This is a genomic window from Novacetimonas cocois, assembly GCF_003311635.1.
Lineage (GTDB): Bacteria > Pseudomonadota > Alphaproteobacteria > Acetobacterales > Acetobacteraceae > Novacetimonas > Novacetimonas cocois.
Map to the genome: position 1 here is coordinate 19,082 of NZ_QEXL01000017.1, position 26,335 is coordinate 45,416.

Below are 26,335 nucleotides of genomic sequence, written 5' to 3' on the forward strand. Positions count from 1 at the left end.
CATGATCCCGTCCCGCCGTCCCGAGGACGGCCGGTCTTCTTCCGTTACCGGCATGCCCCACCCGTCCGGGGGGCATACGGTAACGATGCAGTTCGATGACAATATCCTCCTTGCCCAGCTTGTCGGGGATCATGACCGTCATCTTCTGCATCTTGAGCGCGGGTTTGAGGTGCGTCTGTCATGCCGGGGCAACCGGATCGCCATTACCGGCGGCCCCGAACGGGTCGCGGTGACACAGTCCGCCCTTACCTCCCTTTACCGCAGGCTGCAGGCGGGCCATGCCCTCGACAGCGGAGAGGTGGATGCCGCCATCCGCATGTCGGCCCAGCTTTTTTCCGCCCCGGATTCCCATCAGGATGTCAGATTCATGGCCCCAGCTTCCCCCGTCGCGCGGCAGGAGGCCGCCTCCCCGCGCATGGCGGACCTGCCCACCATCATGACGCGCCGTGGCGCGATTGCCCCGCGCTCGGCGGGACAGGCGCGTTACATGGACATGCTGGCGCGGCAGGAAATGGTGTTCGGCATCGGGCCGGCCGGCACGGGGAAGACTTATCTTGCCGTTGCGCAGGCTGTTGCGATGCTGCAGGCCGGACAGGTGGATCGCATCGTCCTGTCGCGCCCGGCGGTGGAAGCCGGGGAGCGTCTGGGCTTCCTGCCGGGGGACATGAAGGACAAGATCGATCCCTATCTGCGCCCGCTCTATGACGCGCTGCATGACATGATGCCGGGCGATCAGGTCATGCGCCGCATGGCGACGGGGGAGATCGAGGTCGCCCCCCTCGCCTTCATGCGGGGACGCACGCTGGCCCACAGCTTCGTCATTCTGGACGAGGCGCAGAATACCACATCGGCCCAGATGAAGATGTTCCTTACCCGCATGGGCACCGGCACGCGCATGGTCATCACCGGGGACCTGAGCCAGATCGACCTTCCACGCGGCGTGACATCGGGACTGCGTGAGGCGGTGGAAACGCTGGAGGGACTGCCGGGGATCGCCATGACACGGTTTGAATCGCGTGACGTAGTGCGTCACCCGCTGGTTGCGCGTATAGTGGACGCATACGATCAGCGCGCCGAGGCAAGCAGGGAAGCCACGCGCGCCAGATCGCGGCAGGAGAACAATGGAACCGCGAAGTAGAACAGCCCCCCTTCCCGAGGTGGACGGGGCGCATGAAGACAGCAGGGCGACCGGTCCGGATGACGGGCCGGTTCCCCAACCTCCCCTGTGGGAGGAAATAGACGTCCGTATCATGGACCGGCGCTGGTATGGCGCGATGCGCAATCCGGCAGCACAGGTCACGCGGGCGGTCATGGCCACGATGCATGACCTTGGCGTATCGGGACCGGTATCGGTGATCCTTGCCGATGACCGGACGGTGCAACGGCTGAATTACCTTCATCGTGGCAGGAACAGGCCGACAAATGTCCTGACATTCGAATATGCCCCGGCAGGTCCTCAGGGGGGCGCGTGGGGCGGGGATATCATCCTCGCCTTCCCCACGGTCCGGCGCGAGGCCATGGCGGCGGGACGCACCGTGCGCAGCCACATGCTGCATCTGCTGGTGCATGGCGTGCTGCATCTTTCGGGATACGATCATCATCATGCGGGCGACGCACGCACCATGGAGATGGAAGAGGCGCGCATTCTGGGAAGGATGGGGATTGCCAACCCCTGGAAGCACCGCAGTGGCCGCGCGGATGGAGGCGCACGATGAGCCGCCCTTCATCTTCGGAACCCGGCGATGACGCCCCTCCCCCGCGATCGCGGGGATTCCTGTCCCTGTTCGGACGGCGCCGCAATGAACAGGGCCTGCGCCATTCCATTGCAGCCCTGGTCAAGGAGGCGGACGCGGCGGCGGATGACACGACGGAATCCCCGTCATCGGAACTGGACCGGCAGGAACGCGCGCTTCTGGCGAATGTCCTGCGCCTGCGCGGCATCACCGCCGATGACGTCATGATCCCGCGCGCCGATATCGTCGCCATGCCCGTGTCCATCAGCCTTGATGAGGCACTGGCCATGATGCGGCGCGAAAACCATTCGCGCATGCCGGTCTATCGCGATCAGCTCGACGATATTGTCGGCATGATCCACGTAAAGGACCTCATCGCCTATGTCGGCACCAGCGAGGCCTTCAGTATCGAACCCCTGCTGCGCCAGCCTCTCATGGTCGCGCCCCAGCTTCCGGTGCTCGACCTGCTGTTGCAGATGCGGCTTCGGCATGTGCATCTGGCGCTGGTGATCGATGAATATGGCGGCATCGACGGTCTGGTCACCATCGAGGACCTGATCGAAACCATCGTGGGCGACATTTCCGATGAACATGACGAACCCACGGCGGCCATGCTGCAGGAACGCAGCGACGGAACATTTGACGTCGATGCACGCCTGCCCATCGCCCAGTTCGAGTTGCGCACGGGCCCGATTCTGACCCAGGACGAGCGGGAGGCGGAAATCGAAACGGTGGGTGGGCTTGTCTTCCGCCTCGCCGGGCATGTTCCCACCCGTGGCGAAGTCGTGACGCATGAAAGCGGGACCGTATTCCGGATTCTTGATGCCGATGCGCGTCATATCCGTAAACTGCGGGTCCGCCCGGTTGTGGACCCGATCCCCGATCCGGTGCCAGCGCCGGGGAAGTGAAGGCCGCGCTTCCCGTCCGGTGTGTCAGCGGCAGGGTTCATGCCATGTCGGCCGCGACTTCGCGCCGACATGGCGTCATTGGCCTTGACGCATCGGAACTTTGACAGTTCTTTGCCTGATCGAGATGTATTTTCCCACCCGGAGGGTCCCCCGCAATGCTTATGAAACGTCGCACACTGCTTGCTTCCGCCGCCCCGGCCCTCCTGCTTGGCGCGGGCGCGGCGTCGGTTGCGCATGCACAGGCAAGCGATCCGCGCCTTGCCATCCGTGCGCTGGGCAGTCCGTCGGCCAAGGTGCATGTGGAGGAATGGTTTTCCCTGACATGTACCCATTGCGCCCGCTTTGCCGAGGAAGTCTTCCCCGAGATCCGCAGCAAGCTGATCGATACGGGAAAGGTCTATTACATTTTCCGTGACTTCCCCCTCGATCAGGTCGCGCTGTCGGCCGCGATGATCGCGCGCGCGCTGCCGGGCGAACGGTACGAGGCCTTCGTGCTCGCCCTGCTCGCCAGTCAGGATCGCTGGGCCTTTGGCAAGGATGTCAATCCGCAGGAGGAACTGCGCAAGATGGCGGCGCTGGCCGGCATGTCGGCAGATCAGTTCCAGCAGACGCTGGCCGATGACAAGCTGCGCCATGCAATCATGGACGAGGAAGATCGCGCGCAGGCCCAGTACAAGATCGACGGCACGCCGACCTTCCGCTTCAATGACAAGGAACAGGTGTCGCAGGAACTGACGTACGAGCAGTTCGCCCAGAAGGTCGCGTCCCTTTCCTGATCCCCAAGCCAGCCGGTTCCTTCATGACAGCACGTTTCGCCCGACTTCGCATCGCCGGATTCAAGAGCTTCGCCGATCCGGCCTCCATCGAAATCCTTCCCGGTCTTACGGGAATTGTCGGTCCGAACGGCTGTGGCAAGTCGAATGTGGTGGAGGCCCTGCGCTGGGCCATGGGCGAGACGTCCGCGCGGTCCCTGCGCGGCGGGGAAATGGATGACCTGATTTTCGCCGGCACCGCGGCACGGCCCGCGCGCAATACGGCCGAAGTCACCCTGTCGCTGGAAGGAACGGCGCAGGTCGCGCCCCCTCCCTTCCAGGGGCAGGACGAACTGCAAGTTACCCGCCGTGCCGAACGCGGCGCGGGCAGTGGCTATCGCGTCAATGGCAGGGCGATGCGCGCGCGCGATGTGCAGACGCTGTTTGCCGATCTGGCGTCCGGCGCGCGTTCGTCGGCAATGGTCAGTCAGGGGCGTGTGTCCGCGCTGGTGAATGCCCGTCCGGAAGAGCGGCGCACCATTCTTGAGGAAGCTGCGGGCATCACCGGGCTGCATGGGCGGCGGCATGAGGCGGAACTGAAATTACGCGCCACCGAAGCCAATCTTGAACGCGCCGAGGACCTGCGCCTGCAACTGGAGGCGCGGCTGGGCGATCTTCAGGCGCAGGCAACGCAGGCGGCGCGGTATCGCGAACTCTCCCAGGGGTTGAGGGAGAGCGAGACGATGCTGCTTGCACTGCTGCACGCGCGGGCACGCAACGCCGTCGTTCAGGCCAGGGATCACCTGCATGCGACACGTCAGGCGCTGATCACGGCCGAGCAGGAAGCCGAAGACGCAACCATCGCCCATTTCGAGGCGACGCGGGCGCTGCCGGACCTGCGCACGCAGGCGGATACCCAGCGCAGCCTGCTGGAACGGCACCGCGTCATGGCGGAAAACATCGCCGCCGAGGTCGCGCGCGCCAATGCCGCCGTGGAAGATGCGCATGCCCGCCTGGAACAGTGCCGCGCCGATCACGAGGCCGCCCTTGCGCGGCAGGGCGATGCGCGCGCCATGCTGGAACGGCTGGAAACTGAACAGGCCGAGACGCAGGCAGCCCTTGAGGCACTGCCACAGCGCAGGACGCAGGCGCGTGACGAACTGGCGCGCGCGGAAGCGGAAGCACGTGAGTGCGCTGCGGCCCTTGAAAAGGCCAGCGTCATGGCGCGCGAGGCGCAGCTGCGCTTTGCCCAGATGGAACAGGCGCGGACCGAGGCGAATGAACGCCGTGCCCACCTGCAGGCGCGACATGACGAGATCGCGGCCGAGGTCGCGCGGCTGCGGACCGAAATGCCCGGCGAGGAAAAGCTTGCGGCATTGGATGCACAGGTTGCCGCCGCGACGCAGGCCGCGACGCAGGCCCGCACGGATCTTGACGTGGCGATGCAACTGCATTCCGACGCGGTGCTGAAGGAGAACATCGCACGCAACGAGGCCGCCGAAACGCGGCGCCAGCATGAACAGGCCGCCCAGGCGCTGGCGCAGGCCACGACGCGTCTGGAAACCCTGCGGCGCGATCATGCCGCATTGTCCGAACGCGAGGCGCGGGCGCGTGAGGCGCTGGTGCCTGAGGATCATTTCGCGCGGCTGCGGGCCGACGCGGCCGCGTCGGCGGATGCGTTTGCTGCCGCGCGTGAGGCGCTGGAACAGGCCGAAATCGTCCGCGCCGAGACCTCGGCCGCCGAAATCGAGGTCCGGGCCCGGATGGAACAGGCCATCTCGCGACGCGATGCGCTGGAACAGGCGACGAGTTCCGCGCGCTCCGCCTGCGCACGCGCGGCGGCCGAGCTTTCCTCGCTGATGGAGGAATCCGCCCGGATCGAGCGCGAGGCCCTGCCGCCGGGGAAACTGGAACAGGCGGTCAGGGCCCGCGAGGCCGCCGAAGCGGACCATGCCAGCGCCGAAGAAACCCTGAAGACGGCCGAACAGGCCATTGTCCGCTGCCGGGCCGACAGCGAGGATCAGGCGCGACGTCTGGCTGAACTGGAAACCGCCCTGACCGGCATGGAGGCCGAGGCCGACGGACTGGCCAAGGCACTGGCGGCGGATGGCGAAGCGCAGGAGGGGCAGGACGGACAGGATGTCGCGACCCTGCTTCATATCCCCGAAGGGCTTGAAACGGCGCTGGCGGTGGTCCTGTCCGAAGGGCTGGACGCATCGGTTTCATCGGCGGCCGCGCGGCGGTGGCGTGACCTGCCGGCACTGGCGCCCCCCGCCTTTCCGGGCAGCGGCGTGCGCCCGCTGACGACGTTGATTGACGCGCCGGATGCGCTGGGACGTATTCTGGCCTTTGCCGGCCTGATTGACGATGCTGCGGATGGCAATGCGCTGCAGGGGCAGCTTGCGCCCGGACAGTGTCTGGTGACGCGGGGCGGGGCGCTATGGCGCTGGGACGGGTATTGCCTGTCGGATACCCTGCCCAGCCGTGCGGCGCTGAAACTGCGTCAGATCAGCCGCCTGCGTGATATCCGTGCCAGGCAGGAACGTCTTCGCAATGAACTGCCCGCCCGCAGGCAGGCCGCACAGGATGCGAAATCGGCCATGGAAGCCGCGACGGCAGCCATGAACGGGGCGCGTGGCGAACGCGCCCGGCTGGAGGAACAGCTGGGGCTGCTGCGGCGGCAGGAGGCGGAGCTCAGCCGGCAGGACGCGGCCATTCGCGCGCGGCTGGACACCATTGCGCTGCAGCTCGAAAATGCGCGTGGCGCGGATGCGGAAGCACGCCAGACCCTTGAAAAGGCGGAACAGGAAGAAGCTGCCCTGCCCGCCGCTGCGCTGATGCAGGCGGAAATGGATCGCGCGGCGCAGGCGGCGGCAAAGGCGCGGCAGGACGAAACAGCGGCGCGACAGGCACGCCAGAAGGCGCAGGGCACGCAGGAAACCACCCAGCGTGCCCTGAATGAGGCGATCAACCGTCATGGCGAGGCGGAAACCCGTCTTCAGGCGATCCTGCCCGCGCTGGCGCGCGTGGCGCAGGACCTTGAGCAGGCTGGTCAGGATCATGAAAAGGCGCAGGCCTATCAGGCCGCCCTGCCCCCGCAAGAACATGCGGCATCCGCGCAGCAGCAGGCGGAAGCCGCTGCGGAAGCTGCGGCGCGTGGCCTGTCCGCCGCGCAGGAAAATCGCGATGCGACGCACAGGACCCTTGAGGCCAGCACGCATGAGCGGACGCAGGCGGGTCATCGCCAGCATGAGATCCAGAGTCTCCTTGATGCGCGGGAACCACGGATCGAGGAACTGAAACGCGAGGTTTCAGCCGCGACGGAGGTCTGTGACCGGATTGCCGCCGATCTGGCCGCCCTGCCCGATCCCGAGGCGCTGGCGCGTGAGGTGGAGGAACTGCGGACCCGTCTGGCTGATACGCGTCAGGCGGAGCAGGAGGGGCGCGATCTGCTGGGGCGTCTCGAAACCGAGGAAGCGGCCCTGACGCAGCGCCTCGCATCCTGCCGCGCAGGGATGGAGGAATGGCGCGGCCGCGTCGCGACCACCTCGCAGGACGTCACCGTTACGCAGGACCGCCTGCGCGCTGCCGAGGAAGAACACGACCGGATCGCCGTCCAGCCGGAGGAGATCATTCACCGGCGCGAAGCCATTTCCACGGATCTGTCCACGGCGGAAAGCCGTTACAACCAGTCGGCCGAGGCCCTGAAGACGGCGGAAAATGTCCTGTCTGCCGCGCAGGGCGCGCGCGAAAAGGCGGACGCGGCCATGATCCGCATGCGTGAGGACGTACTGCGCGCCGAAGGCCGGCAGGAACAGGCCGAGGCCATCCTCGCGCAGCTTCTGGCGGAATCGCAGCCGCCCGCCGGGATCGTCCCCACTGACCTGAGTGAAACGGCCGAGGCCGGCCTGCGGCGCAAGGTCGGTCGCCTTGAGCGTCAGCGTGACGAGCTGGGGCCGGTAAACCTGCGCGCGGAAATCGAAGCGAACGAGGCGGAAGAGCAGATCGGCACCATCATGACGGAGCGTGGCGAACTGGAATCCGCCATTGCCCGGCTGCGCGGGACGATCGGCAACCTCAACCGTGAGGGACGTGAACGCCTGATGGCGGTTTTTTCCCGGATCGATCAGCATTTTCAGGCCCTGTTTACCCGGATGTTCAACGGCGGGCGCGCCCATCTGGGGATGGTCGGGAATGATGATCCGTTGCAGGCGGGACTCGAAATCTATGCGCAGCCACCGGGCAAGAAGCTGGCGACCCTGTCGCTGCTGTCGGGGGGGGAACAGGCACTGACGGCCCTGTCCCTGATTTTCGCGGTCTTCCGCTGCAATCCGGCGCCGATCTGCGTGCTGGACGAAGTGGACGCGCCGCTGGACGATGCCAATGTCGGCAGGTTCTGCGGGTTGCTGGGCGACATGGTGGCCGAAGCCGGGACACGGTTTCTGGTCGTGACGCATCATCAGCTGACGATGGCGCACATGGATCGCCTGTATGGCGTGACCATGCAGGAACGCGGGGTCAGCCGGGTTCTGTCGATCGACCTTGAACGTGCGTCGGAAATGGTCGCGCAGGACAGGGCGAACGCGACGGAAACCGTATGACGCCCGTTGCGGGCGTGTCGCCGGAAATCGTGAAAAACGGCATGGAAAAACGGAAGGCCAGCCCACCCCGGGCATAGGGACAGGCTGGCGTCGTTATTGATCAGGCAGGCATCATGGAGCCGGTTTCGATAAAGCGCTGATGCCACGACAGGGCTTCGGTCAGCAGGTGCGGCGACTGCTGTCCGAACGATCCCGCGCGGGCACGCTTGTAATAATCCTGCAGCATCGGGCGATAGTCGGGATGCGCGCAGTTGGCGATGATGACTTCCGCGCGCTGTTTCGGTGACAGGCCACGCAGGTCCGCCAGACCCTGTTCGGTAACCAGAACCTGCGAATCCTGCGTGATGTGGTCGACATGCGACGCCATCGGCACGATCGCGGAAATCTTGCCACCCTTTGCCGTGGAAGGCGTCATGAAGACGGAGATGTAGGCATTGCGGGCGAAATCACCCGATCCGCCGATTCCGTTCTGGATCTTCGATCCCATGATCTGGGTGGAATTGACGTTGCCATAGATGTCGGATTCGATCAGGCCGTTCATCGCGATACAGCCCAGACGGCGGATCAGGCCGGGATGGTTGCTGATGTCCTGCGGACGCAGGATGATCTTCTTCTGGAAGTCCCGCATGCGCTTGTTCAGGGATTCCGCCGCATCGGGGCTGAGGGAGAACGCGGTGGCCGACGCGACGCGCATCTTGCCCGTCTCCAGCATGCCAAGCATGCCGTCCTGAATCACCTCGGTAAACGCGGTCAGGTTTTCAAAGGGACCTTCCTCAAGACCACCCATCACGGCATTGGCGACGTTGCCCACGCCGGACTGCAGCGGCAGCAGCGAGGGCGGCAGGCGGCCGTGCGCAACCTCATGACGGAAGAATTCCATCAGGTGCCCGGCAATGGCCTTCGCCGTGGCATCGGGGGGGGAGAACGGGGCGTTGCGGTCCGGGGCGTGGGTTTCGACAATGGCCACGATCTTGTCCGGATCGACACGCAGGAACGTATCGCCGATGCGCTCATCCGGGCGGATCAGGGGGATGGGCTGGCGATGCGGCGGCAGGGCCGTGCCGGTCCAGATGTCATGCATCCCCTCCAGCGCGCTGTCCTGCCAGCTGTTGACTTCGATAATGACCTGCTTGGCCGTGTCCAGCCAGGTCTTGCTGTTGCCGACGGAAGAGGACGGCACGATGCTGCCGTCTTCGCGGATGGCGGTGGCCTCGATGATCGCGGTGTCGATCTGCCCGAAGAAGCCGGCCCACGCCATCGGCGCGACATGGCTTAGATGCATGTCAAGATATTCGGTCTCGCCCTTGTTGATGCGCGCGCGCAGCGTCGGGTCCGAGTTGTAGGGCATGCGGAAGGAGATGCCGTTGACCTTGGCCAGCGCGCCATCAAGTTCCGGGCCGGTGGACGCGCCCGTCAGAAGGCGGATCCGGAAATCGTTCCCCTTGGCATGTTCACTTTCCATCAGGGTGGCCAGTGCCTCGGGAACCGCCTTTGGATAGCCTGCCCCGGTAAAGCCGCTGGTACCCACCGTCATTCCGGGCTTGATGAACGACGCGGCCTGTTCAGCGGTCGTGATCCTGGCCCGGAGCGCCGCATTCCGGATTCGGGTATGGTCGATCATGAACTTTCCCTCAAAGTCTTTTTTGTTTGCACCAGCGCATGTATTGCGCCGGGCCGGTTGTCCCTGGTGGCGGCCGGCGCGCGGCGCGGGACTGTCATTCATCCCACGTTCCGCGCGAACCACCTTCACGCATTTCCCTGTGCCGGACCGTTGGATCGGTCCATGCCCTTTCGCTCTCCCTTACAGGATTGTTACGAGTCAGGCGAACGGGAGGAATACGTCCCGGCTTCCCTCCTGATATCTGTTCTCCGTCTTGTTCCATGCGTCACAACAAAAGCGTGTGACACTCGGGCGCCGTGTCGGTCGGGGACTTCACGATTGCTCTAGTTTCCGAACCGGATATAATAATTTGCAACTTTCATATGCGTATTTCGCGGGGCTTGGGCATCCGGGGCATTAATTTCCTGTCGATATGCGGCATCGTGGGGCCATGAAACACGACACCCCTGTGTTTCCGGATGGTGCAAGGAGCGTTATCCTGATGGATAATGTTTCCCATGAACGCCTGTGAGGGCATCCGGTCGGGTATTTCAGTCGGCTGGCGGTGAACGGCCGCCCGCCATAATGCAGGGAGAGGATTTTCGTTTGAGACGTCGATTGCCCTCTCATCATGTCGTTACGGGTGGCGTTTCCCCGGATGCCCCTTCCCGGATGTTTTCTTCCGCCTCCCCCGTCCCTCCCATGCCGCAATACGCGCCTGCCCCCGACAGGGAGGAGATAGCGCGCCTGATCGGGGGGCGGCGCATCCGGATCGTGGGGGACGTACATGGTGACCTGCATGCCTTCCGGCATGCGGCAGCGACCGACAGGTTCCTGATCCAGCTGGGCGATCTGGTCGATTATGGACCCGACAGTGTCGGCACCTTCCGCCTGATGCAGCAGCTGATCGACGAACGGCGCGGGCTGTTCGTGCTGGGTAATCATGACCGCAAGCTTGCCCGCGCGCTGCATGGGCGCAAGATGCGGCGCGACCCGCCCCTCATGGAAACCCTGACGCAGTTTCTTCTGCCGGAAAACGAGGATGTCCGTCAGCGCGCGCTGAATGACCTTGCCATGGCGCCCGCGTGGATCGTGCTGGGGAAATATGTCTTCGTTCATGGCGGCTTTCACGTCCGCATGCTTGATGAGGCGCCACCGCCCGGCCTGGGAACGGTGACCCCCCTGCTTTCGCGCGCCCTGTTCGGCGAAACGACGGGGCGCATGCAGAAAGACGGCTATCCCGAACGGCGCCTGAACTGGGTCGATCATATCCCTGCGGGCTACACCGTCTATTGCGGGCATGACCGGCGTTCGACCGACGGGCGGCCGTGGGTGCGCAACGGCCGCGGCGGGGGAACCGCCATTTTCACCGACACCGGTGCCGGCAAGGGCGGGCATCTGGCATGGATCGATCTTCCCGCGATCGATATTCCTTGTCCCACGTCGTGAGCGTTGCGAAAGAAAGTAGAGTGATGACCCACCTGTCCAGTCGGGAGCCCTGATCCAGAATGAATGAAACCCCCGTTGCCACGACGCCGGATGAAGCGCGCGATGCACTGCTGGAACTGCGTCGCAGCATCGACAACATCGACGCCGCGCTGATTTATCTGCTGGCGGAGCGTTTTCGCCATACCCAGGCGGTCGGGCGTCTCAAGGCCCGGCATCACATGCCCCCTGCCGATCCGGCGCGTGAGGCGGAACAGGTTGCGCGCCTGCGGGCATTGGCGAAAAGCGCCAACCTTGACCCTGATTTCGCTGAAAAATTCCTTGCGTTCATCATACGCGAAGTCATCCGCCATCATGAGGCGATCGCACGCCGCGCCGATGAACAGCCGCAGCCCTGATATTTCCGTCATGTCCGAACCTGATGATGACTGGCGGCAGGCCACGCACCGACTGGTCCTGATGCGTCACGCGCAGGCGGCGCCTGCCGGTTTTGGCGATTTTGGCCCGCAGGCCGATTTCAGGCGGCCCCTGACGCCACAGGGGCGTTCTGTTGCACATCTGCGGGGCCGGGAACTGCGTGCTGTCGGGTTTGTTCCCGATCTGGCGCTGGTCAGTCCTGCCCTGCGTACGCGCCAGACATGGGAGGAAATGGGATCATTTTTCGGAGATCATTCCCCCGATGTCCAATATGTGAACGCACTTTATGAAACCAGTGCGGACCGTATCCGTGACATGCTGTGGGAAGTGGATAAAAAATACAATAATATCATTATCTTATCTCATAATCCCGGGATCGGTAATCTGGCGATGGAACTGGCGGGATGTCATGGTTCCGGCCATGTCCCGCCCTCCCTCTCCCTTGGCTTCCCACCTGCCGCGATGGCGTGCTTTTTCAGCGCAATTCCGTGGAATATCGCCCAGAATCACGCAATTACATTCTATCGCGCCCTGTGTGACTGATGTCTGACGGGCATGGCTGCCCCGGATTGCCATGAGTGGCATTTCGTCCTTATCTCGATTTCAACGCCTGCCGTCATCCGCATGGAGCCGGCAGGCACATAAAATGCGGGCGGGAACGAAACTGTCGCCAGAACGACAGACTGCCCCAAGGTTGGAGACACGTTTCGCCATGCCGCGACAGCGACGGCGGACGACCAGGAGGAAGTGTTTGATGAGCGAGTCAGGAAAAACCGCGACTATCTCGCTAGGCAAAAAAAGCGCAACGCTGCCGGTTCTGTCCGGCACGCTGGGGCCGGATGTCGTTGATATCCGCAAGCTGCCTGCCCAGGCTGGCGTGTTCACCTTTGATCCCGGCTATGGCGAAACGGCGTCGTGCACCAGCAAGATCACCTTTATCGACGGTGAAAAGGGCATTCTGCTGCACCGTGGGTATCCGATCGCGCAGCTGGCGGAAAAGGCCACCTTCATGGAGGTCGCCTATCTCCTCCTGAACGGGGAGCTTCCGGACAAGAAGGCGTATGATGCGTTTGTAACCGATATCAAGCATCATACCCTGCTGCATGAACAGATCCGCAACTTCTTCAACGGGTTCCGTCGTGACGCGCATCCGATGGCCATCCTGTGTGGCACCGTTGGCGCGCTGTCGTCCTTCTATCATGACGGGATCGACATCTCGAATGCCGCCAGCCGCAACCTGTCGGCCATGCGCATCATCGCCAAGATCCCGACCATCGCGGCATGGGCCTACCGCTATACGCAGGGTGATACGTTCATTTATCCGCGCAATGACCTGTCCTATGCCGAGAACTTCCTGTCCATGATGTTCGCGGTTCCCAGCGAACCGTACAAGATCAACCCGGTTCTGGCCCGCGCCATGGACCGCATCCTGATCCTGCATGCCGATCATGAACAGAATGCCTCCACCTCGACGGTGCGGCTGGCCGGGTCCACGGGCGCCAATCCGTTTGCCTGCATTTCCGCCGGCATCGCGGCCCTGTGGGGACCCGCGCATGGTGGCGCGAACGAAGCCGTGCTGAAGATGCTGGCGTCGATCGGGCACAAGGACAACATCCCCGACTTCATCGCCAAGGTGAAGGACAAGAGCAGCGGCGTGCGGCTGATGGGCTTTGGCCATCGCGTGTACAAGAACTTCGATCCGCGCGCCAAGATCATGCAGGCGACCTGTCACGAGGTTCTGGGCGAACTGGGGATCAAGGACGATCCGTTGCTGGATCTGGCGATCGAGCTGGAAAAGATCGCGATCCATGACGAATATTTCGTCAAGCGCAGCCTGTATCCCAATGTCGATTTCTATTCCGGCATCATCCTCAAGGCGATGGGTATTCCCACCAGCATGTTCACCGTTCTGTTCGCGGTCGCGCGCACGACGGGCTGGATCAGCCAGTGGAAGGAAATGATCGAGGAACCCGGCCAGCGTATCGGCCGTCCCCGTCAGCTGTATGTCGGATCGCCGCAGCGCGATTTCGTCCCCTTCTCCGAACGCGCCTGATATCCCGAGTTCCCCGGCCCGGAAATGGGCCGGGGCGTTGCGGTGATCATGTGCTGGTCAATGAAAACGGGCCTTTCCCGCCATATGGGAAAGGCCCGTTTTCAGTATGTCTGAAGGGACTGGAAATTACTGGCCCCTGCCCTTTCGTGTGGCATCCCGTCCTGCCACACGTTCCGGCGATGCCGGATGGCTCAGGCGCAGTCGCAGCCGGCGGTGGGGCCCTGTTTGTGATGGACGACATGATGGTCAATCCATTCGGACACCAGGCGCCGTGCCTCGTTCAGCGATGCTTCGGGATGGTGAATGCGATACAGCGTCGTACAGGCGTGAAAGGCGGACACATCAGTTGTCCCGACCTGACGCAGTTCCTGATAGGCGGTCACAACGGCCCGTTCACAATTGCGAACGATATGGCTTGTTTCAGAACCCACGATAAGACACCACCCGAAAATGAGAATTATTATTAACTGACAGAAGTTTAATAGATAATCCTACCACAAATCAACACAACACTTCTTTCCCGGTTTCAAATTCATGTTTTGTCAGGAAAATGCGGACCGGGGAACAGAATGTTCCAAGGACGCGCGCTAATTATGGATTTTCCAAGCCTTTCCCGGTAAGCGTCTTTGCAATATTTTACATTCATTGTCCGGAGGCAGGGTAAATGCACGACGCAACAGGAAATGGCGCAGGTCTTTCAACCGGTTCGACCGCATGGGATCGGGACGCGGCGCTGACCACGGCGCGTCTGCTGCTGGAAATCAAGGCCGTCAATTTCCGTCCTGACGAACCCTATACCCTGACGTCCGGCTGGAAATCGCCTGTCTATATCGACTGCCGCCGGATCATTTTCTTCCCCCGCGCCCGCCAGAAGATCATGGAACTGGGGGTCGAGAAGATCGGTCGCCATGTCGGGTATGAAAGCATCGACGCGGTGGTCGGCGGGGAAACGGCGGGGATTCCCTTCGCCGCATGGATTGCCGACCGCATGATGGCGCCGATGGCCTATGTGCGCAAGAAACCCAAGGGCTTTGGCCGCAACGCCCAGATCGAGGGCGATGTGCCGGAAAACATGCGCACCCTCCTGGTCGAAGACCTGACGACAGACGGATCATCGAAGGTGCGTTTCGCCCAGGCCCTGCGTGATGCCGGCGCCATCGTGGACCATACCTTCGTTGTCTTTTTCTATGGCGTTTTCCCCGGCGCGTACCAGACGCTGGCCGACATGAATATTACCCTGCACGCCCTGTGCACATGGTGGGATATTCTGGAAGCCTGTGCGGGGAAGCCCTATTTCTCTGAAAAGGATGCGACGGAAGTCAGGCGCTTTCTTGAAAATCCCTGTGCATGGTCCGCAAAGCATGGCGGCGTTGCCAGCGCCGAGGAAGCCCTGGCCCGCAAGACGGCGGCGGACAAGGCCTCCTGAACTTACGGCGTGATCGGTGGTACGAATCCTGGCTTTTGATTCGGGGATTGGCGGTCTGGGAATCGTAAGGTGTCTCAGGAACGAAATCCCCGATGCCTGTATCGATTATCTCGCCGATACGGCTGTCTTTCCCTATGGGGAGCAGCCGGATGATTTTCTGGTCACCCATATCGTAGCACTTGTGGGACGCGCCATAGAGCGGTTACAGCCGGATCTGGTGGTAATTGCCTGCAATACCGCCAGCACGCTGGCGCTGGATGCGTTGCGCGCGCGTTATCGCCTGCCTTTCGTGGGATGTGTGCCGCCCATCAAATGGGCGGCCGACCTGACACACAGCGGCACGATCGGCCTGCTGGCGACGCGGGCGACGGTAAGCCGTCCCTACCTGCGCATGTTGCAGGCGCGTTTTGCCCCTGACCGCAGGCTTGTCGCCTATGGGGCCCGCAATCTTGCGGATCTGGCCGAACTGGCGTTCCGGGGCCGACCGGTTTCCGATCATGCCATACTGGCGGAGATGGAGGGGCTGTTTTCCCAGCCGGGGGGCGACGCCATTGATGTCGTGGGGCTGGGATGCACCCACTACACCTTTCTGCTCGACCGCTTCCGGAAATTGGGACGGCCGGGCATCAGATGGATTGATCCGGCGGAAGCCGTGTCCCGGCAGGCAGCAAGGCTGAGCAGCGATATCGGGAAAGCGGAAACAGACCTACCCACTTCTGGCGAGGCTTTCTTTACCGCCCTGCCCGATGACGTGTCGGCCCTGATGCCCGGGCTGCGGCTTATGGGATATGCAGCGGTCCATCCCTTTACGGAACGGACCTGAAAATCTGAGGCCGCCCTTAACGCAGGCGGCTGACGGTATAGGAAGCCGTATCCTGCAGAAGCTGCTTCAGGCGCGATGGCGGGAAGATGTCCAGCGCCTCTGACGCCGCGGTGGCATAGCGCGTGGCATAGTCCAGCGTGACCCCAATGGCGTTTGTGCGTGCGATCAGGTCAAAGGCATGTTCCAGATCGCCGGGCTTCTGCTCGCTTTCTTCGATGACGCGTCGCCAGAAGGCCCTGTCTTCCTCATTGCCTGCGGCATAGGCGGTCAGGACCGGCAGGGTGATTTTGCCCTCGCGGAAATCATCGCCGATCGTCTTGCCCAATGTGGCCTGATCGGCCGCGTAATCCAGCGCATCATCCACCAGCTGGAATGCCATGCCCAGATTGGTGCCATAGGAATCAAGCGCCTCTTCCGCCTTCAGCGGCTGGTCAGCCACCACGGCACCGACGCGGCAGGCGGCAGCGAACAGGGCTGCCGTCTTGCCATGAATGACTTCCAGATATTTTTCCACATTGGTCGAAAGGTCATTCTGCGTGGACATCTGCAGCACCTCCCCTTCCGCGATGGTCGCGGAGGCAGAGGAAAGGATGTTCATGACCTTCAGGGAGCCATCGTCCGTCATCAGCTGGAACGAACGGGCGAACAGGAAATCACCCACCAGGACGGACGCCTTGTTGCCGAAAATGGCGTTGGCGCTGGCCAGTCCGCGTCGCAGGGTGCTTTCATCCACGACATCATCATGCAGCAGGGTCGCCGTATGGATGAACTCCACGCATGCCGCCAGCGCGACGTGACGCTGGTGCGTGGCATCGGATTTGTATCCACACAGCCGCGCCGACGCCAGCGTCAGCAACGGACGCAGCCGTTTTCCCCCCGCCGCGACGAGATGCGCGGCGAGCTGGGGGATCAGCGCGACAGGACTGTCCATGCGCTCCACGATCGCGCGATTGCATGCCGCCATGTCATCGGCGAGATATTCCGCCAGGTCGCGCAGGGCAACCTCAGATCCGTCTGCCATCGGGCGTCGGGCCCCTTTGTCTTTCTGACTTGCCGTTCTGTCGGTTTCCGGCAGAGTAACTGCTAGGCCCAAAAGGTTATTCTCCCGGTTCCGAAGGTTCGATGTATCAGAGTATATGAGCGGCGCCGGAAAGCCGGTCAAGCCGGAGGACGAAACCGAATGCTCAATGCGCACGTATGACGGTGGTCTCGCGCATGGATACGATGCCCGTCGTGACACAGGGAACGCTCCTTGACGGGCGGATCCATTACAAACAGTTTCGTGATGGCAACCGCACGGGGCTGGAGCCTGTCCTGATGGCTGCATGCGTGCCTGCCCGACGCGGGGACTGCGTCGTGGAGGGCGGCTGTGGCGCGGGCGCGGGACTGATGTGTCTGGCATCGCGGGTGCCGGATATCGTGGGCATCGGCCTGGAATGCGATTCCCCCACCGTTGCGCTGGCACGGGCCAACCTGAGGGAGAACGGATTCGATTCGATTCGCATCCTGCATGCAACCCTTCCGGTGATGCCGGATGACAGCCTGCTGGGCGGGCCGGCCATCCGTCGGATCGACCATGCCTTCGCCAACCCCCCGTGGCATGACCATGCCAGTACCTCCTCCCCCATGGGGCGCAGGGACATGGCGCGACGGCTGCCAAAGGCGGATCTGGCAAAATGGGTTGGCAGCCTGTCGGCGCAGCTGCGTCATCACGGCACGCTGACGCTCGCCCTTCCGGCGCGGCTGCTCGATCACGCGATCAGCGCCATGGATGACAGCCGGCTGGGCGATATCACAATCTTTCCCTGCTGGCCCCGTCAGGGTGTTGCGGCAAAGATCGTGCTGCTTCGCGGGCGCATGGCGTCACGCGCCCCTGCCCGCCTGCTGCCGGGCATCGTGCTGCACCGGGCGGATGGCGCCTTCACCGATGAGGCGCGCGCCATCCTGCGCGATGGGCAGGCATTGCTGCCCTGATGCGATTTCGTATCAGCTGAAGGCCTCATCCCACGTGCCGGTCGTGGCCGCGCGGCTGTATTCGGTGGAACGGTTTTCGAAGAAGTTGGCATGCTCCACCGCATTGACCATCTCATCCACCCACGGCAGCGGGTTGGTGGCGATGTCATACAGCCCGTCCAGGCCCAGCTGTCCCAGTCTGCGGTTGGCGACAAAGCGGATATACTGCTTGACCTGATCCGCATCGAGCCCTTCGACAGCCCCCATTTCGAACGCCAGATCGATGAAGGCGTCTTCGTGTTCCACGATATCGCGGCAGATCTGGCGGATGTCGTCCTGCAGCCTGTCCGTCCAGATTTCGGGGTTTTCCTGGATGAAGACCCGAAACAGCCGCGCCATCGAGATGCAGTGCAGCGTTTCGTCGCGCACCGACCACGAGACGATCTGTCCCATGCCCTTGAGCTTGTTGAAACGTGGGAAATTCAGAAGGATCGCGAACGACGCGAAAAGCTGCAGCCCCTCGGTAAACGCGCCGAAAGCCGCCAGCGTGCGGGCGATTTCGTATTTGTTCGAGACCGAGAATTTCTGCATGTAGTCATATTTATCCTTCATTTCCTTGTATTTCAGAAATGCGGAATATTCGGCTTCGGGCATGCCGATCGTGTCAAGCAGATGGCTGTAGGCCGCGATATGGATCGTCTCGATGTTCGAAAAGGCCGACAGCATCATCAGCACTTCGGTCGGTTTGAAGACCTGGCTGTAATGCTTCATGTAGCAGTTGTTCACTTCCACGTCGGACTGCGTGAAGAAGCGGAAAATCTGCGTCACCAGATGGCGTTCGCTTTCCGTCAGGCTGCGATGCCAGTCCTTGACGTCATCGGCCAGCGGCACCTCTTCGGGCAGCCAGTGGACCTGCTGCTGCGTCAGCCACGCGTCATAGGCCCAGGGGTAACGGAAAGGCTTGTAAACCGGGTTCGCGGTCAGCAGGTCGAAATGCTGCTCGGCCTGGATGCCCGGGCCGGATGATGTATCGCTCATGGTGCTCACCCTATCTGAAGCCAAATAGGTTCACCGCTTATCGATTAGAGTAGCCAGACGCAACCTGAAAAACCGGTTCGGGAAGCATTGTGCAAACTGTCAAAGTTTCGGTGAAGCTTTTCTCAAAAAGCTTCGAAGAACGCTGCCTTTTTAAAAAAAAGGCAGCACCCGGAAACTTTATTTTTTATCAAATGGTTGTTTTGAGGAATGCTCTTACTGACAGGCGAGGCATTCCTCGTAATCGGTCGAGGACGCGGCAGGCGGCAGCGGCGGCAGGACGGCGTCGCTTTCCTTCTGCATGATATCGTTCTTCCCCTTGCCGTCACTGACGGCATCGGCCCGCTGGACCGACAGCGAACGGCAGTAATACAGCGATTTCACGCCGCGTTTCCATGCCATGTAGTGGATCTGATGCAGGTCGCGCTTGTGCACGTTAGCGGGCAGGAACAGGTTGATCGACTGCGCCTGACAGATGAAGGGCGCCCGGTCGGCGGCATGTTCGACAACCCAGCGCTGGTCCAGTTCAAAGGCGGTCTTGAAGACGTCCTTTTCATGCTGGGTCAGGAAGTCAAGATGCTGGACGCTGCCCTTGTTCAGGGTGATGGAGGACCAGACCTCATCCGTGTTCTGCCCCTTCTGCGTCAGCAGCCGGTCGAGGTGACGGTTGCGCACCGTAAACGATCCCGACAGCGTCTTTTGCAGGAAGACATTGGCCGCGATCGGTTCGATGCCGGGGCTTGCATTGCCTGCGATGATGGAAATGGACGCCGTGGGCGCGATCGCCATCTTGTTGGAAAACCGCTCCATGACGCCATATTCGGCGGCATCCGGACAGGCGCCGCGTGTCTGGGCCAGATTGTGGGACGCGGCGTCGGCTTCCTTGCGGATATGTTCGAAAATCCGCCTGTTCCACACCTTGGCGATCACGCTTTCGAACGGGATGTTCTTGGCCTGCAGGAAGCTGTGGAAGCCCATGACGCCCAGCCCGACCGAGCGTTCACGCGCCGCAGCGTACTTCGCCCGCGCCATGTCGTCGGGGGCACGGTCGATGAAATCCTGCAGGACGTTGTCGAGGAACAGCATCACGTCCTCGATGAACTGCGGATTGTCTTTCCACTCGTCCCACGTCTCGAGGTTCAGCGAGGACAGGCAGCACACGGCCGTGCGCTCCTTGCCATGGTGGTCCATCCCGGTGGGCAGGGTGATTTCCGCGCACAGGTTGGAGGTCTTGACCTCCAGCCCCGCCAGCTTGTGATGCTGGGGACGCGCGTTGTTCACATGGTCGGAATAGATGATGTAGGGCTCGCCCTGCTCCATGCGGGCGGTCAGGATGCGGATCCACAGCGCCCGGGCCGAAACCTTGCGGATATGGCTGCCATCCTTGGGCGACAGCAGGGCCCATTCCTCGTCATCGGCAACGGCGCGCATGAACGCGTCGGAAATCAGGACCCCATGATGCAGGTTGAGCGCCTTGCGGTTGGGATCGCCGCCCGTGGGACGGCGCAGTTCGATGAATTCCTCGATTTCCGGATGCCAGACCGGCAGATAGACGGCGGCGGACCCGCGACGCAGGGAGCCCTGGCTGATGGCCAGGGTCAGGCTGTCCATCACCCGGATGAACGGAATGACGCCTGACGTCTTGCCATTACGCCCGACATTTTCACCGATCGAGCGCAGGTTGCCCCAGTAGGATCCGATCCCGCCGCCCTTGGAGGCCAGCCAGACATTTTCATTCCACAGGTCGACGATGCCGCGCAGGCTGTCATTGGCTTCGTTCAGGAAGCACGAGATCGGCAGTCCGCGCGTCGTGCCCCCGTTCGACAGGACGGGAGTCGCCGGCATGAACCAGTGACGCGAGATGTAGTCATACAGCCGCTGCGCATGTCCCTCGTCCGCGCCGTAATAGGACGCCACGCGCCCGAACAGGTCCTGATACCCCTCGCCCGGCAGGAGGTAGCGGTTGTCCAGCGTCGCCTTGCCAAAAGCGGTCAGCAGGGCGTCACGGCTGCGGTCAACGCGGACGGGAAAGCCGCCCGTCAGATGGACGACATCATCAAACATCTCTGGCATGGTGGCTGCATCCTTTCCCTGGATGACATCCTGTCCGTCACTGTGATGTTCGACTGTAGAACCGGAGATGCCGTCCAGACTCATCCACTTAAACTCCATAAGCTGGCCGTGACATGCCGCAGGATCGGGGAATCCCGTTTCTCGTCTGTCCGGTCATTGCTGCTGTGGCGCTATATATGGACCAAAAGACCGCCCGGCGCACTAGATATATGACCGGGGTCAGGTTTCCCGACTCTTGGACAATCCGTCGTCAAGGGGAAAAAAGATATTTTTGAGTCGGGTTTTGCCGGGAAAAATACCCTCGCAACGCCCGGTCGTCAGGCGTCCCCCTCCCCCCATCGCCGCAGGCTCTGCGCATCCTGTTCGCGGGGCTGCACCCACTGGATGCGACCGTCCATGAATTCCTCTTTTTTCCAGAAAGGCGCCCGGCTCTTGAGCCAGTCCATGACGAACTCGACCGCCTGAAACGCCGTGCTCCGATGGGCTGACGCACACAGGACCAGCACGATGGGGGCTCCCACCTCCAGCCGTCCGACACGATGGATGACGGTGCAACCGGACAGCGCGAATCGGGTCATCGCCGATTCGGCGATTCGCGTCATCATCGATTCGGTCATGCCGGGGTAATGTTCCAGCTCCAGCGCCTTCAGCCCCCCATCGCCACGGACCAGCCCGGTGAAGGATGCCACCGCGCCGATGCCGGACTGTCCCGCCAGCAGCAACGTGCTTTCATGCGTCGGATCGAACGGGGCGGTCTGCACGCGAACGGAAATGCGCGACATGGTGACTATCCCCCCGTTACCGGTGGAAAGAAGGCTATCTCGTCATCTGGTCTCACGCGGTCCCCAAGCGTTGCGAAGGACTGGTTGACCGCGACCCGCACCAGTTCGGGACGGCTGAAAATTTCGCCATATTCCCCACCCCGGTCATGCAGCAGGCGCACCAGATCCCGCACATGGGTCACGTCCGACGGCAGGGTCAGGGTCTCGCGTTCCCGGCCGAGACGGTCACGTAGCCATGCGAAATAGAGGATATCCGGCATCCACCTGCCCTTTTGTTACGTCAGGTCCCAAGATCGGAGAGCGATATATCAGGGATGCTGCTGCTCCACCACCGTGCCGTCCGCGCCGATCACGGTTTTGCTGCCATCGGCATGGGGCACGATGATATCGGAATTCGCGGCGACCGTGTGGCCCTGATCCTGCTTTGCGGGAATTCCGGTCTCTGGTGCGGCCAGTTCACCCGACGGGTCATCGCTGTCACCGATGCTGAGCGATCCGCCATCAGGCAGCTGCTGGCTGCCATCAGCCGAACGACGCATGAAATGGCCCGACACGGCATGAACCCGGCCGGAACTGATGTCCGCCAGGGTCGGCATCTCCTGTATCCCGGTCGGCCATATGTTGTGTCCCTGCGGCAGGATCGGTGGTTCGGCGGCGGCATGGCCCATGGAACGGCGGAGATTTTCCGATTCCACTTCCATTCTGGGCATGTTCGGCAGGCTGCCGGGAAGTTCGGTATTGTCGGCCAGTACCTTGCCGAAGCCGCCGCACCCCGTCAGCGTCAGTACCAGTAACAACGGGGCTGTCGGACGCATCACATTCTCCCTGGTTCATGAAGGATTCACAACCATAAGGAGAATTTGCCCGGATATGACCACAACCACAAGTGGCATTATGCCACGGCAATGGCCCGATCAGGGGGTGATGTTGCTAACCGACTGATTATTGCGGGTAACGTGCTGGATGCCGGTCGACAGGTAATCCCACCCTGTCACCAGCGTCAGCGCCGCCGCGATCCAGAGCATCGCCGCCCCCAGCAGGTTGACCGGCAGCCATGCCATATGCAGCAGTACGGCCGTGCTGTCGCCCGCCAGCAGGAAGCCGATGGCCGTCATCTGGAAACCGGTTTTCCATTTCGCCAGCCGCGTGACCGGCAGCCCCACTTTGGTCGTGGCAAGATATTCACGCAGGCCGCTGACCAGGATTTCGCGCGACAGGATGATGATCGCGGGATACAGCGTCCAGTAAGGCAGGCGCGACAGTCCCGCCAGCACCATCAGGCACGCCCCCACCAGCAGCTTGTCCGCGATCGGGTCGAGCATCCGGCCAAGGTCGGAATTCTGATGCCATGCGCGGGCCAGCTTGCCATCAAGATAATCCGTGATTCCGGCAAGGATGAAGATCACGCAGGCCGCGCAGTCGGTGCCCGGCGTGTTGATGACGACCAGCAGGACAACGACAGGAACCGCAACAATCCGCGACAAAGTCAGGAGATTTGGCAGATCAGTAAGCATGGTTCACCAGCTATATCCAACGAAAGCATGAATCAAAAACACCTATAACGCTGGTCTGCCCGGTCATTTGCTCACATCTGCATGACATGATGGTCAATTCCCGTTCCATTCGGGATGGAAAAAGCCATAGACCGTCCGTGCCGTGTCGCGGCTGATGCCCGGCGCGGATTCCAGTTCCGCCAGCCCGGCCTGACGCACGCCACGCGCCGAGCCGAAACGGTTCAGCAGCGCGCGCTTTCGCGCCGGACCGATACCGGGGATATCATCAAGTTCGGATCTGACCAACGTCTTTGACCGTCCCGCCCGATGGGTCGTGATGGCGAAACGGTGGGCCTCGTCACGCAGGCGCTGAAGGTAGTACAGCACCGGATCGCGCGGCGGCAGCTGGAACGGGGGGCGCGTGGCGGTATGAAACCATTCCCGCCCCGCGTCGCGGTCGATGCCCTTGGCAATGCCCACAAGGGTCACGTCCGTCACCCCGAGTTCGTCGAGCACGGCCTTTACGGCGGAATACTGTCCCGCGCCCCCGTCAATCAGCAGGATATCGGGCCAGTCATCGGGGCGCGTTCCCTCCTCCCGATCGCGTAGCGCGCGGCTGAAACGACGTTCCAGCACCTCGCGCATCATGCCGAAATCGTCGCCGGGGGTCACGGGACCCTTGATGGCGAATTTGCGATAGGCGCGTTTTTCAAAGCCTTCCGGCCCCGCCACCACCATGACGCCATAGGCATTGCTGCCCATGATATGGCTGTTGTCATACGTCTCTATGCGGCGTGGAGGTTCGGGCAGGTCGAACAGTTCGGCCACGCCGTGAAGCAGCTTTGCCTGTCCGGCGCTTTCCGCCAGCCTGCGTTCGAGCGCCTCGCGCGCGTTGAGTTCGGCATGCTCCAGCACCGCACGTTTTTCCCCACGTTGAGGGTGGATGATCTCAACACGCCTCCCACGGCGGAGTTCCAGCGCGCTTATCAGGAGGTCATTGTCCGAAATGGCATGGTTGACCAGGATCTGTCCGGGCGGCGGCTTGTCGTCGTAAAACTGCGCCATGAACGCCGCCAGCACGTCGGCTGCGTCCTCGTCACGGGCATGGCTGGGGAAAAAGGCGCGGTTGCCGTTGTTGCGGCCACCACGGATGAAGAAGACCTGAATGCACGACTGTCCCGCGATCTGCCAGATGGCGATGATGTCGGCATCCGACATCGTGCTGGGATTGATGACGCTGGCATCCTGCTGCATCGCCGACAGGCCCCGGATGCGGTCGCGGATGGCGGCCGCGCGCTCGAACTGCAGCGCGCTGGCGGCCTCTTCCATCTGCTGCACCAGTTCCTCGTGCATGCGCGGGTTGCGACCGGACAGGAAATCGCGCGCCTGCTGCACCAGATCGGCATAATCTTCCTTGCTGATAAGGTCCACGCACGGCGCAGAGCAGCGATGGATCTGATGCAGCAGGCACGGGCGCGTCCGTGATTTCAGCACGGAATCGGTGCATGAGCGCAGCAGGAATGCCTTTTGCAGCAGGTTCAGGGTCTGGTTGACCGACCATGCGGAGGCGAATGGCCCCCAGTAGGACGCGCCCTTGACCGGCTTGCCCCGATGTTTCGCGATCTGGGGGAAATCATGCCGGTCGGTCAGGATGATCCACGGATAGCTTTTGTCGTCACGCAGCAGGATGTTGTAACGCGGCTGCATGCGCTTGATGTAGTTGGCCTCCAGCAGCAGGGCCTCGGCCTCGGTATGGGTGGTTACGATCTCCATGAATGCCGTTTCCGACACCATGCGGCGCAACCGCTCCGGCAGGCGGTGGATCTGGGTATAGGACGTGACGCGTTTTTTCAGCGCCAGCGCCTTGCCGACATACAGCACCTCCCCCTTCCGGCCGAGCATGCGATACACGCCCGGCGACATCGGCATGGTCTGCAGCGCCTTCTGGATCGCGGCGACACCCTGCGGGGGGGCGATGGTGGCGAGGGTCTGTGTGTCAGCGGTCATTGAAAACCGTTCATCCACCGATGCTGTGGATAAGCCTGTGGAGCAGAGGCAGAAAAAATCATGCGCATGGCGGTTTTCCTCCCTTGCCCTTGGATTGCCCAAAAAAACGTCACAACGAATAACCTGTTGATTTGAAATGATTATGCGGCCGCCTGTACGTAAAAGAGGCGAAACGGTGACACAACTTATTGGAAAACAATGATGTCAAGTCCCGAGGTGAATAAAACTCATTTCAAGGAAGGGCACACGGTATTTCGAGATTTTCGCATGTAATTTCAAGGGGGCTTGGAAAACCGTTCCTGTTTTCGTCCCACCGGCCCCCTGTCGCCCGATCGGGGGGAAGTCGCCATGCGGAGGAAAAACTGTCATCCCTGTTGCAGGATTGCCCTTGTCACTGCCGGTCCGATGGGTAATGCACCCCTATGCGTATCGTGACATGGAATATCAATTCGCTTCGCCTGCGGCTTCCCCTGCTGGAGCGTCTGTGTGGTGAAATCCAGCCTGACATCGTCTGCCTGCAGGAAACCAAGGTAACGGATGACCTGTTCCCGCTGGAGGCCGTGCGGGCGCTGGGTTTTGCCCATGTATGCTTTCGCGGCATGAAAAGCTATAACGGTGTCGCAATCCTCAGCCGGCTTCCCATACGGGTGCTGCCGGACATGCCGGACTGGTGCAGCCGGGGGGACTGCCGCCATATCGCCGTGGCCTGCGGCACGGATGACAATCCCATTATCCTGCATGATTTTTATGTCCCTGCGGGCGGTGACATTCCCGACCCGGTGGAAAACCCGAAATTCGCCCACAAGCTTGCATTCGTGGACGAAGCGCGCGCCTGGTTCGCGGCACGCGACCTGCGTCGCACCGTGGTGGTGGGGGACCTGAACATAGCGCCGCTGGAACAGGATGTCTGGAGCCACAGGCAGCTTCTGAAGATCGTCAGCCACACGCCGGAGGAGACCTCCCGCCTGCTTGCGTGGCAGCAGAGCGGCTTTGTCGATGCCATGCGGCATTTCGTCCCGCCTGAGGAGAAGCTTTATACATGGTGGTCGTACCGCAACCGGAACTGGAGCATTTCCAATCGGGGACGGCGGCTGGATCATGTATGGGTGACGCCCGATCTTGTGCCGGACCTCAGGGCGATGTCGGTCCTGCGGTCGGCCCGTGACTGGGACAAACCATCGGATCATGTGCCGGTAATGATCGACCTGGCAGCTGGAGAATAACCACCTGTGC

At 62.2% G+C, this 26,335-nt stretch carries 23 protein-coding genes; 13 read left to right on the forward strand and 10 right to left on the reverse strand.

Translation table 11 applies throughout. The features are described from left to right. The first annotated feature begins 1 nt into the window (after position 1). The 5 genes from NJLHNGOC_RS12380 to NJLHNGOC_RS12400 all read left to right on the forward strand — a co-directional run bounded on the left by NJLHNGOC_RS12380 (position 2) and on the right by NJLHNGOC_RS12400 (position 7,994). Positions 2-1,138, forward strand: a complete 1,137-nt coding sequence (locus NJLHNGOC_RS12380; RefSeq protein WP_206059791.1) for a PhoH family protein — start codon at positions 2-4, stop codon at positions 1,136-1,138. Continuing rightward, a complete protein-coding gene (gene ybeY, locus NJLHNGOC_RS12385; RefSeq protein WP_113596644.1) occupies positions 1,122-1,715 on the forward strand; it encodes an rRNA maturation RNase YbeY in 594 nt (197 codons plus the stop codon). The genes NJLHNGOC_RS12380 and ybeY overlap by 17 nt, the downstream gene beginning before the upstream one ends. Further along, a complete protein-coding gene (locus NJLHNGOC_RS12390; protein WP_113596645.1) occupies positions 1,712-2,641 on the forward strand; it encodes a hemolysin family protein in 930 nt (309 codons plus the stop codon). Before ybeY ends, NJLHNGOC_RS12390 begins: the two co-directional genes overlap by 4 nt. A 155-nt stretch (positions 2,642-2,796) precedes the next feature. Beyond that, positions 2,797-3,417 carry a thioredoxin domain-containing protein gene (locus NJLHNGOC_RS12395; RefSeq protein WP_113596646.1) on the forward strand — a complete coding sequence of 207 codons (621 nt, stop codon included), beginning with the start codon at positions 2,797-2,799 and terminating at the stop codon, positions 3,415-3,417. Positions 3,418-3,440: 23 nt separating this feature from the next. Further along, positions 3,441-7,994, forward strand: coding sequence for an AAA family ATPase (locus NJLHNGOC_RS12400; RefSeq protein WP_113596647.1), 4,554 nt, complete (start codon positions 3,441-3,443; stop codon positions 7,992-7,994). A gap of 100 nt (positions 7,995-8,094) precedes the next feature. Here the strand turns inward: NJLHNGOC_RS12400 and NJLHNGOC_RS12405 are convergent, their stop codons facing one another. Beyond that, positions 8,095-9,615 (reverse strand): acetyl-CoA hydrolase/transferase family protein, encoded by a 1,521-nt coding sequence (locus NJLHNGOC_RS12405; RefSeq protein ID WP_113596693.1) that lies wholly within the window; start codon positions 9,613-9,615, stop codon positions 8,095-8,097. A 681-nt stretch (positions 9,616-10,296) separates the two neighbouring features. On the opposite strand from NJLHNGOC_RS12405, the gene NJLHNGOC_RS12410 reads away from it, so the two are divergent. From NJLHNGOC_RS12410 to gltA, 4 genes are all read left to right on the forward strand, one after another. Further along, the gene (locus NJLHNGOC_RS12410) at positions 10,297-11,043 is read left to right on the forward strand and encodes a metallophosphoesterase (protein WP_113596648.1); all 747 of its coding nucleotides are present in this window, start codon (positions 10,297-10,299) and stop codon (positions 11,041-11,043) included. Between the two features lie 59 nt (positions 11,044-11,102). Then, a complete protein-coding gene (locus tag NJLHNGOC_RS12415) occupies positions 11,103-11,438 on the forward strand; it encodes a chorismate mutase (protein WP_113596649.1) in 336 nt (111 codons plus the stop codon). Positions 11,439-11,448: 10 nt separating this feature from the next. Continuing rightward, positions 11,449-12,000 (forward strand): SixA phosphatase family protein, encoded by a 552-nt coding sequence (locus NJLHNGOC_RS12420; RefSeq protein ID WP_113596694.1) that lies wholly within the window; start codon positions 11,449-11,451, stop codon positions 11,998-12,000. A gap of 211 nt (positions 12,001-12,211) precedes the next feature. Then, positions 12,212-13,510 carry a citrate synthase gene (gltA, locus tag NJLHNGOC_RS12425; RefSeq protein WP_113596650.1) on the forward strand — a complete coding sequence of 433 codons (1,299 nt, stop codon included), beginning with the start codon at positions 12,212-12,214 and terminating at the stop codon, positions 13,508-13,510. A 191-nt stretch (positions 13,511-13,701) separates the two neighbouring features. Here the strand turns inward: gltA and NJLHNGOC_RS12430 are convergent, their stop codons facing one another. Further along, a complete protein-coding gene (locus tag NJLHNGOC_RS12430; protein WP_113596651.1) occupies positions 13,702-13,941 on the reverse strand; it encodes a hypothetical protein in 240 nt (79 codons plus the stop codon). A gap of 233 nt (positions 13,942-14,174) precedes the next feature. Here NJLHNGOC_RS12430 and NJLHNGOC_RS12435 point away from each other — a divergent pair, with 233 nt between their 5' ends. Both NJLHNGOC_RS12435 and murI read left to right on the forward strand, forming a co-directional pair. Then, positions 14,175-14,936, forward strand: coding sequence for an orotate phosphoribosyltransferase (locus NJLHNGOC_RS12435; RefSeq protein WP_113596652.1), 762 nt, complete (start codon positions 14,175-14,177; stop codon positions 14,934-14,936). A gap of 16 nt (positions 14,937-14,952) precedes the next feature. Then, positions 14,953-15,759 (forward strand): glutamate racemase, encoded by an 807-nt coding sequence (gene murI / locus NJLHNGOC_RS12440; protein ID WP_113596653.1) that lies wholly within the window; start codon positions 14,953-14,955, stop codon positions 15,757-15,759. Positions 15,760-15,775: 16 nt separating this feature from the next. Here the strand turns inward: murI and NJLHNGOC_RS12445 are convergent, their stop codons facing one another. Next, complete coding sequence (locus NJLHNGOC_RS12445; protein ID WP_113596654.1) at positions 15,776-16,780, reverse strand: polyprenyl synthetase family protein; 1,005 nt, start codon at positions 16,778-16,780, stop codon at positions 15,776-15,778. Positions 16,781-16,974: 194 nt separating this feature from the next. On the opposite strand from NJLHNGOC_RS12445, the gene NJLHNGOC_RS12450 reads away from it, so the two are divergent. Continuing rightward, the gene (locus NJLHNGOC_RS12450) at positions 16,975-17,733 is read left to right on the forward strand and encodes a tRNA1(Val) (adenine(37)-N6)-methyltransferase (RefSeq protein ID WP_239021519.1); all 759 of its coding nucleotides are present in this window, start codon (positions 16,975-16,977) and stop codon (positions 17,731-17,733) included. A gap of 12 nt (positions 17,734-17,745) precedes the next feature. Here the strand turns inward: NJLHNGOC_RS12450 and NJLHNGOC_RS12455 are convergent, their stop codons facing one another. The 7 genes from NJLHNGOC_RS12455 to uvrC all read right to left on the reverse strand — a co-directional run bounded on the left by NJLHNGOC_RS12455 (position 17,746) and on the right by uvrC (position 25,102). Next, a complete protein-coding gene (locus NJLHNGOC_RS12455; protein WP_113596656.1) occupies positions 17,746-18,750 on the reverse strand; it encodes a ribonucleotide-diphosphate reductase subunit beta in 1,005 nt (334 codons plus the stop codon). 213 nt (positions 18,751-18,963) lie between these two features. Beyond that, positions 18,964-20,820, reverse strand: a complete 1,857-nt coding sequence (locus NJLHNGOC_RS12465) for a ribonucleoside-diphosphate reductase subunit alpha (protein ID WP_239021520.1) — start codon at positions 20,818-20,820, stop codon at positions 18,964-18,966. A gap of 317 nt (positions 20,821-21,137) precedes the next feature. Next, positions 21,138-21,602, reverse strand: coding sequence for a molybdenum cofactor biosynthesis protein MoaE (locus NJLHNGOC_RS12470; protein ID WP_113596659.1), 465 nt, complete (start codon positions 21,600-21,602; stop codon positions 21,138-21,140). A 5-nt stretch (positions 21,603-21,607) separates the two neighbouring features. Then, on the reverse strand, positions 21,608-21,862 hold the full coding sequence (gene moaD, locus NJLHNGOC_RS12475) for a molybdopterin converting factor subunit 1 (RefSeq protein WP_113596660.1): 255 nt from the start codon (positions 21,860-21,862) through the stop codon (positions 21,608-21,610). Between the two features lie 48 nt (positions 21,863-21,910). Then, complete coding sequence (locus NJLHNGOC_RS12480; protein ID WP_133258747.1) at positions 21,911-22,417, reverse strand: hypothetical protein; 507 nt, start codon at positions 22,415-22,417, stop codon at positions 21,911-21,913. Positions 22,418-22,516: 99 nt separating this feature from the next. After that, positions 22,517-23,116 (reverse strand): CDP-diacylglycerol--glycerol-3-phosphate 3-phosphatidyltransferase, encoded by a 600-nt coding sequence (pgsA, locus tag NJLHNGOC_RS12485; RefSeq protein WP_113596662.1) that lies wholly within the window; start codon positions 23,114-23,116, stop codon positions 22,517-22,519. Between the two features lie 93 nt (positions 23,117-23,209). Then, on the reverse strand, positions 23,210-25,102 hold the full coding sequence (gene uvrC, locus NJLHNGOC_RS12490) for an excinuclease ABC subunit UvrC (RefSeq protein WP_113596663.1): 1,893 nt from the start codon (positions 25,100-25,102) through the stop codon (positions 23,210-23,212). Positions 25,103-25,524: 422 nt separating this feature from the next. Here uvrC and NJLHNGOC_RS12495 point away from each other — a divergent pair, with 422 nt between their 5' ends. Continuing rightward, positions 25,525-26,325 (forward strand): exodeoxyribonuclease III, encoded by an 801-nt coding sequence (locus NJLHNGOC_RS12495; protein ID WP_113596664.1) that lies wholly within the window; start codon positions 25,525-25,527, stop codon positions 26,323-26,325. The last annotated feature ends 10 nt before the right edge of the window (positions 26,326-26,335 follow it).

Coding starts and splice junctions, on each gene's coding strand:
- NJLHNGOC_RS12380 (WP_206059791.1), top strand. CDS start 2: ATGATCCCGTCCCGCCGTCCCGAGGACGGCCGGTCTTCTTCCGTTACC.
- ybeY (WP_113596644.1), top strand. CDS start 1,122: ATGGAACCGCGAAGTAGAACAGCCCCCCTTCCCGAGGTGGACGGGGCG.
- NJLHNGOC_RS12390 (WP_113596645.1), top strand. CDS start 1,712: ATGAGCCGCCCTTCATCTTCGGAACCCGGCGATGACGCCCCTCCCCCG.
- NJLHNGOC_RS12395 (WP_113596646.1), top strand. CDS start 2,797: ATGCTTATGAAACGTCGCACACTGCTTGCTTCCGCCGCCCCGGCCCTC.
- NJLHNGOC_RS12400 (WP_113596647.1), top strand. CDS start 3,441: ATGACAGCACGTTTCGCCCGACTTCGCATCGCCGGATTCAAGAGCTTC.
- NJLHNGOC_RS12405 (WP_113596693.1), bottom strand. CDS start 9,615: ATGATCGACCATACCCGAATCCGGAATGCGGCGCTCCGGGCCAGGATC.
- NJLHNGOC_RS12410 (WP_113596648.1), top strand. CDS start 10,297: ATGCCGCAATACGCGCCTGCCCCCGACAGGGAGGAGATAGCGCGCCTG.
- NJLHNGOC_RS12415 (WP_113596649.1), top strand. CDS start 11,103: ATGAATGAAACCCCCGTTGCCACGACGCCGGATGAAGCGCGCGATGCA.
- NJLHNGOC_RS12420 (WP_113596694.1), top strand. CDS start 11,449: ATGTCCGAACCTGATGATGACTGGCGGCAGGCCACGCACCGACTGGTC.
- gltA (WP_113596650.1), top strand. CDS start 12,212: ATGAGCGAGTCAGGAAAAACCGCGACTATCTCGCTAGGCAAAAAAAGC.
- NJLHNGOC_RS12435 (WP_113596652.1), top strand. CDS start 14,175: ATGCACGACGCAACAGGAAATGGCGCAGGTCTTTCAACCGGTTCGACC.
- NJLHNGOC_RS12445 (WP_113596654.1), bottom strand. CDS start 16,780: ATGGCAGACGGATCTGAGGTTGCCCTGCGCGACCTGGCGGAATATCTC.
- NJLHNGOC_RS12450 (WP_239021519.1), top strand. CDS start 16,975: ATGGATACGATGCCCGTCGTGACACAGGGAACGCTCCTTGACGGGCGG.
- NJLHNGOC_RS12455 (WP_113596656.1), bottom strand. CDS start 18,750: ATGAGCGATACATCATCCGGCCCGGGCATCCAGGCCGAGCAGCATTTC.
- NJLHNGOC_RS12465 (WP_239021520.1), bottom strand. CDS start 20,820: ATGCCAGAGATGTTTGATGATGTCGTCCATCTGACGGGCGGCTTTCCC.
- NJLHNGOC_RS12470 (WP_113596659.1), bottom strand. CDS start 21,602: ATGTCGCGCATTTCCGTTCGCGTGCAGACCGCCCCGTTCGATCCGACG.
- moaD (WP_113596660.1), bottom strand. CDS start 21,862: ATGCCGGATATCCTCTATTTCGCATGGCTACGTGACCGTCTCGGCCGG.
- NJLHNGOC_RS12480 (WP_133258747.1), bottom strand. CDS start 22,417: ATGCGTCCGACAGCCCCGTTGTTACTGGTACTGACGCTGACGGGGTGC.
- pgsA (WP_113596662.1), bottom strand. CDS start 23,116: ATGCTTACTGATCTGCCAAATCTCCTGACTTTGTCGCGGATTGTTGCG.
- uvrC (WP_113596663.1), bottom strand. CDS start 25,102: ATGACCGCTGACACACAGACCCTCGCCACCATCGCCCCCCCGCAGGGT.
- NJLHNGOC_RS12495 (WP_113596664.1), top strand. CDS start 25,525: ATGCGTATCGTGACATGGAATATCAATTCGCTTCGCCTGCGGCTTCCC.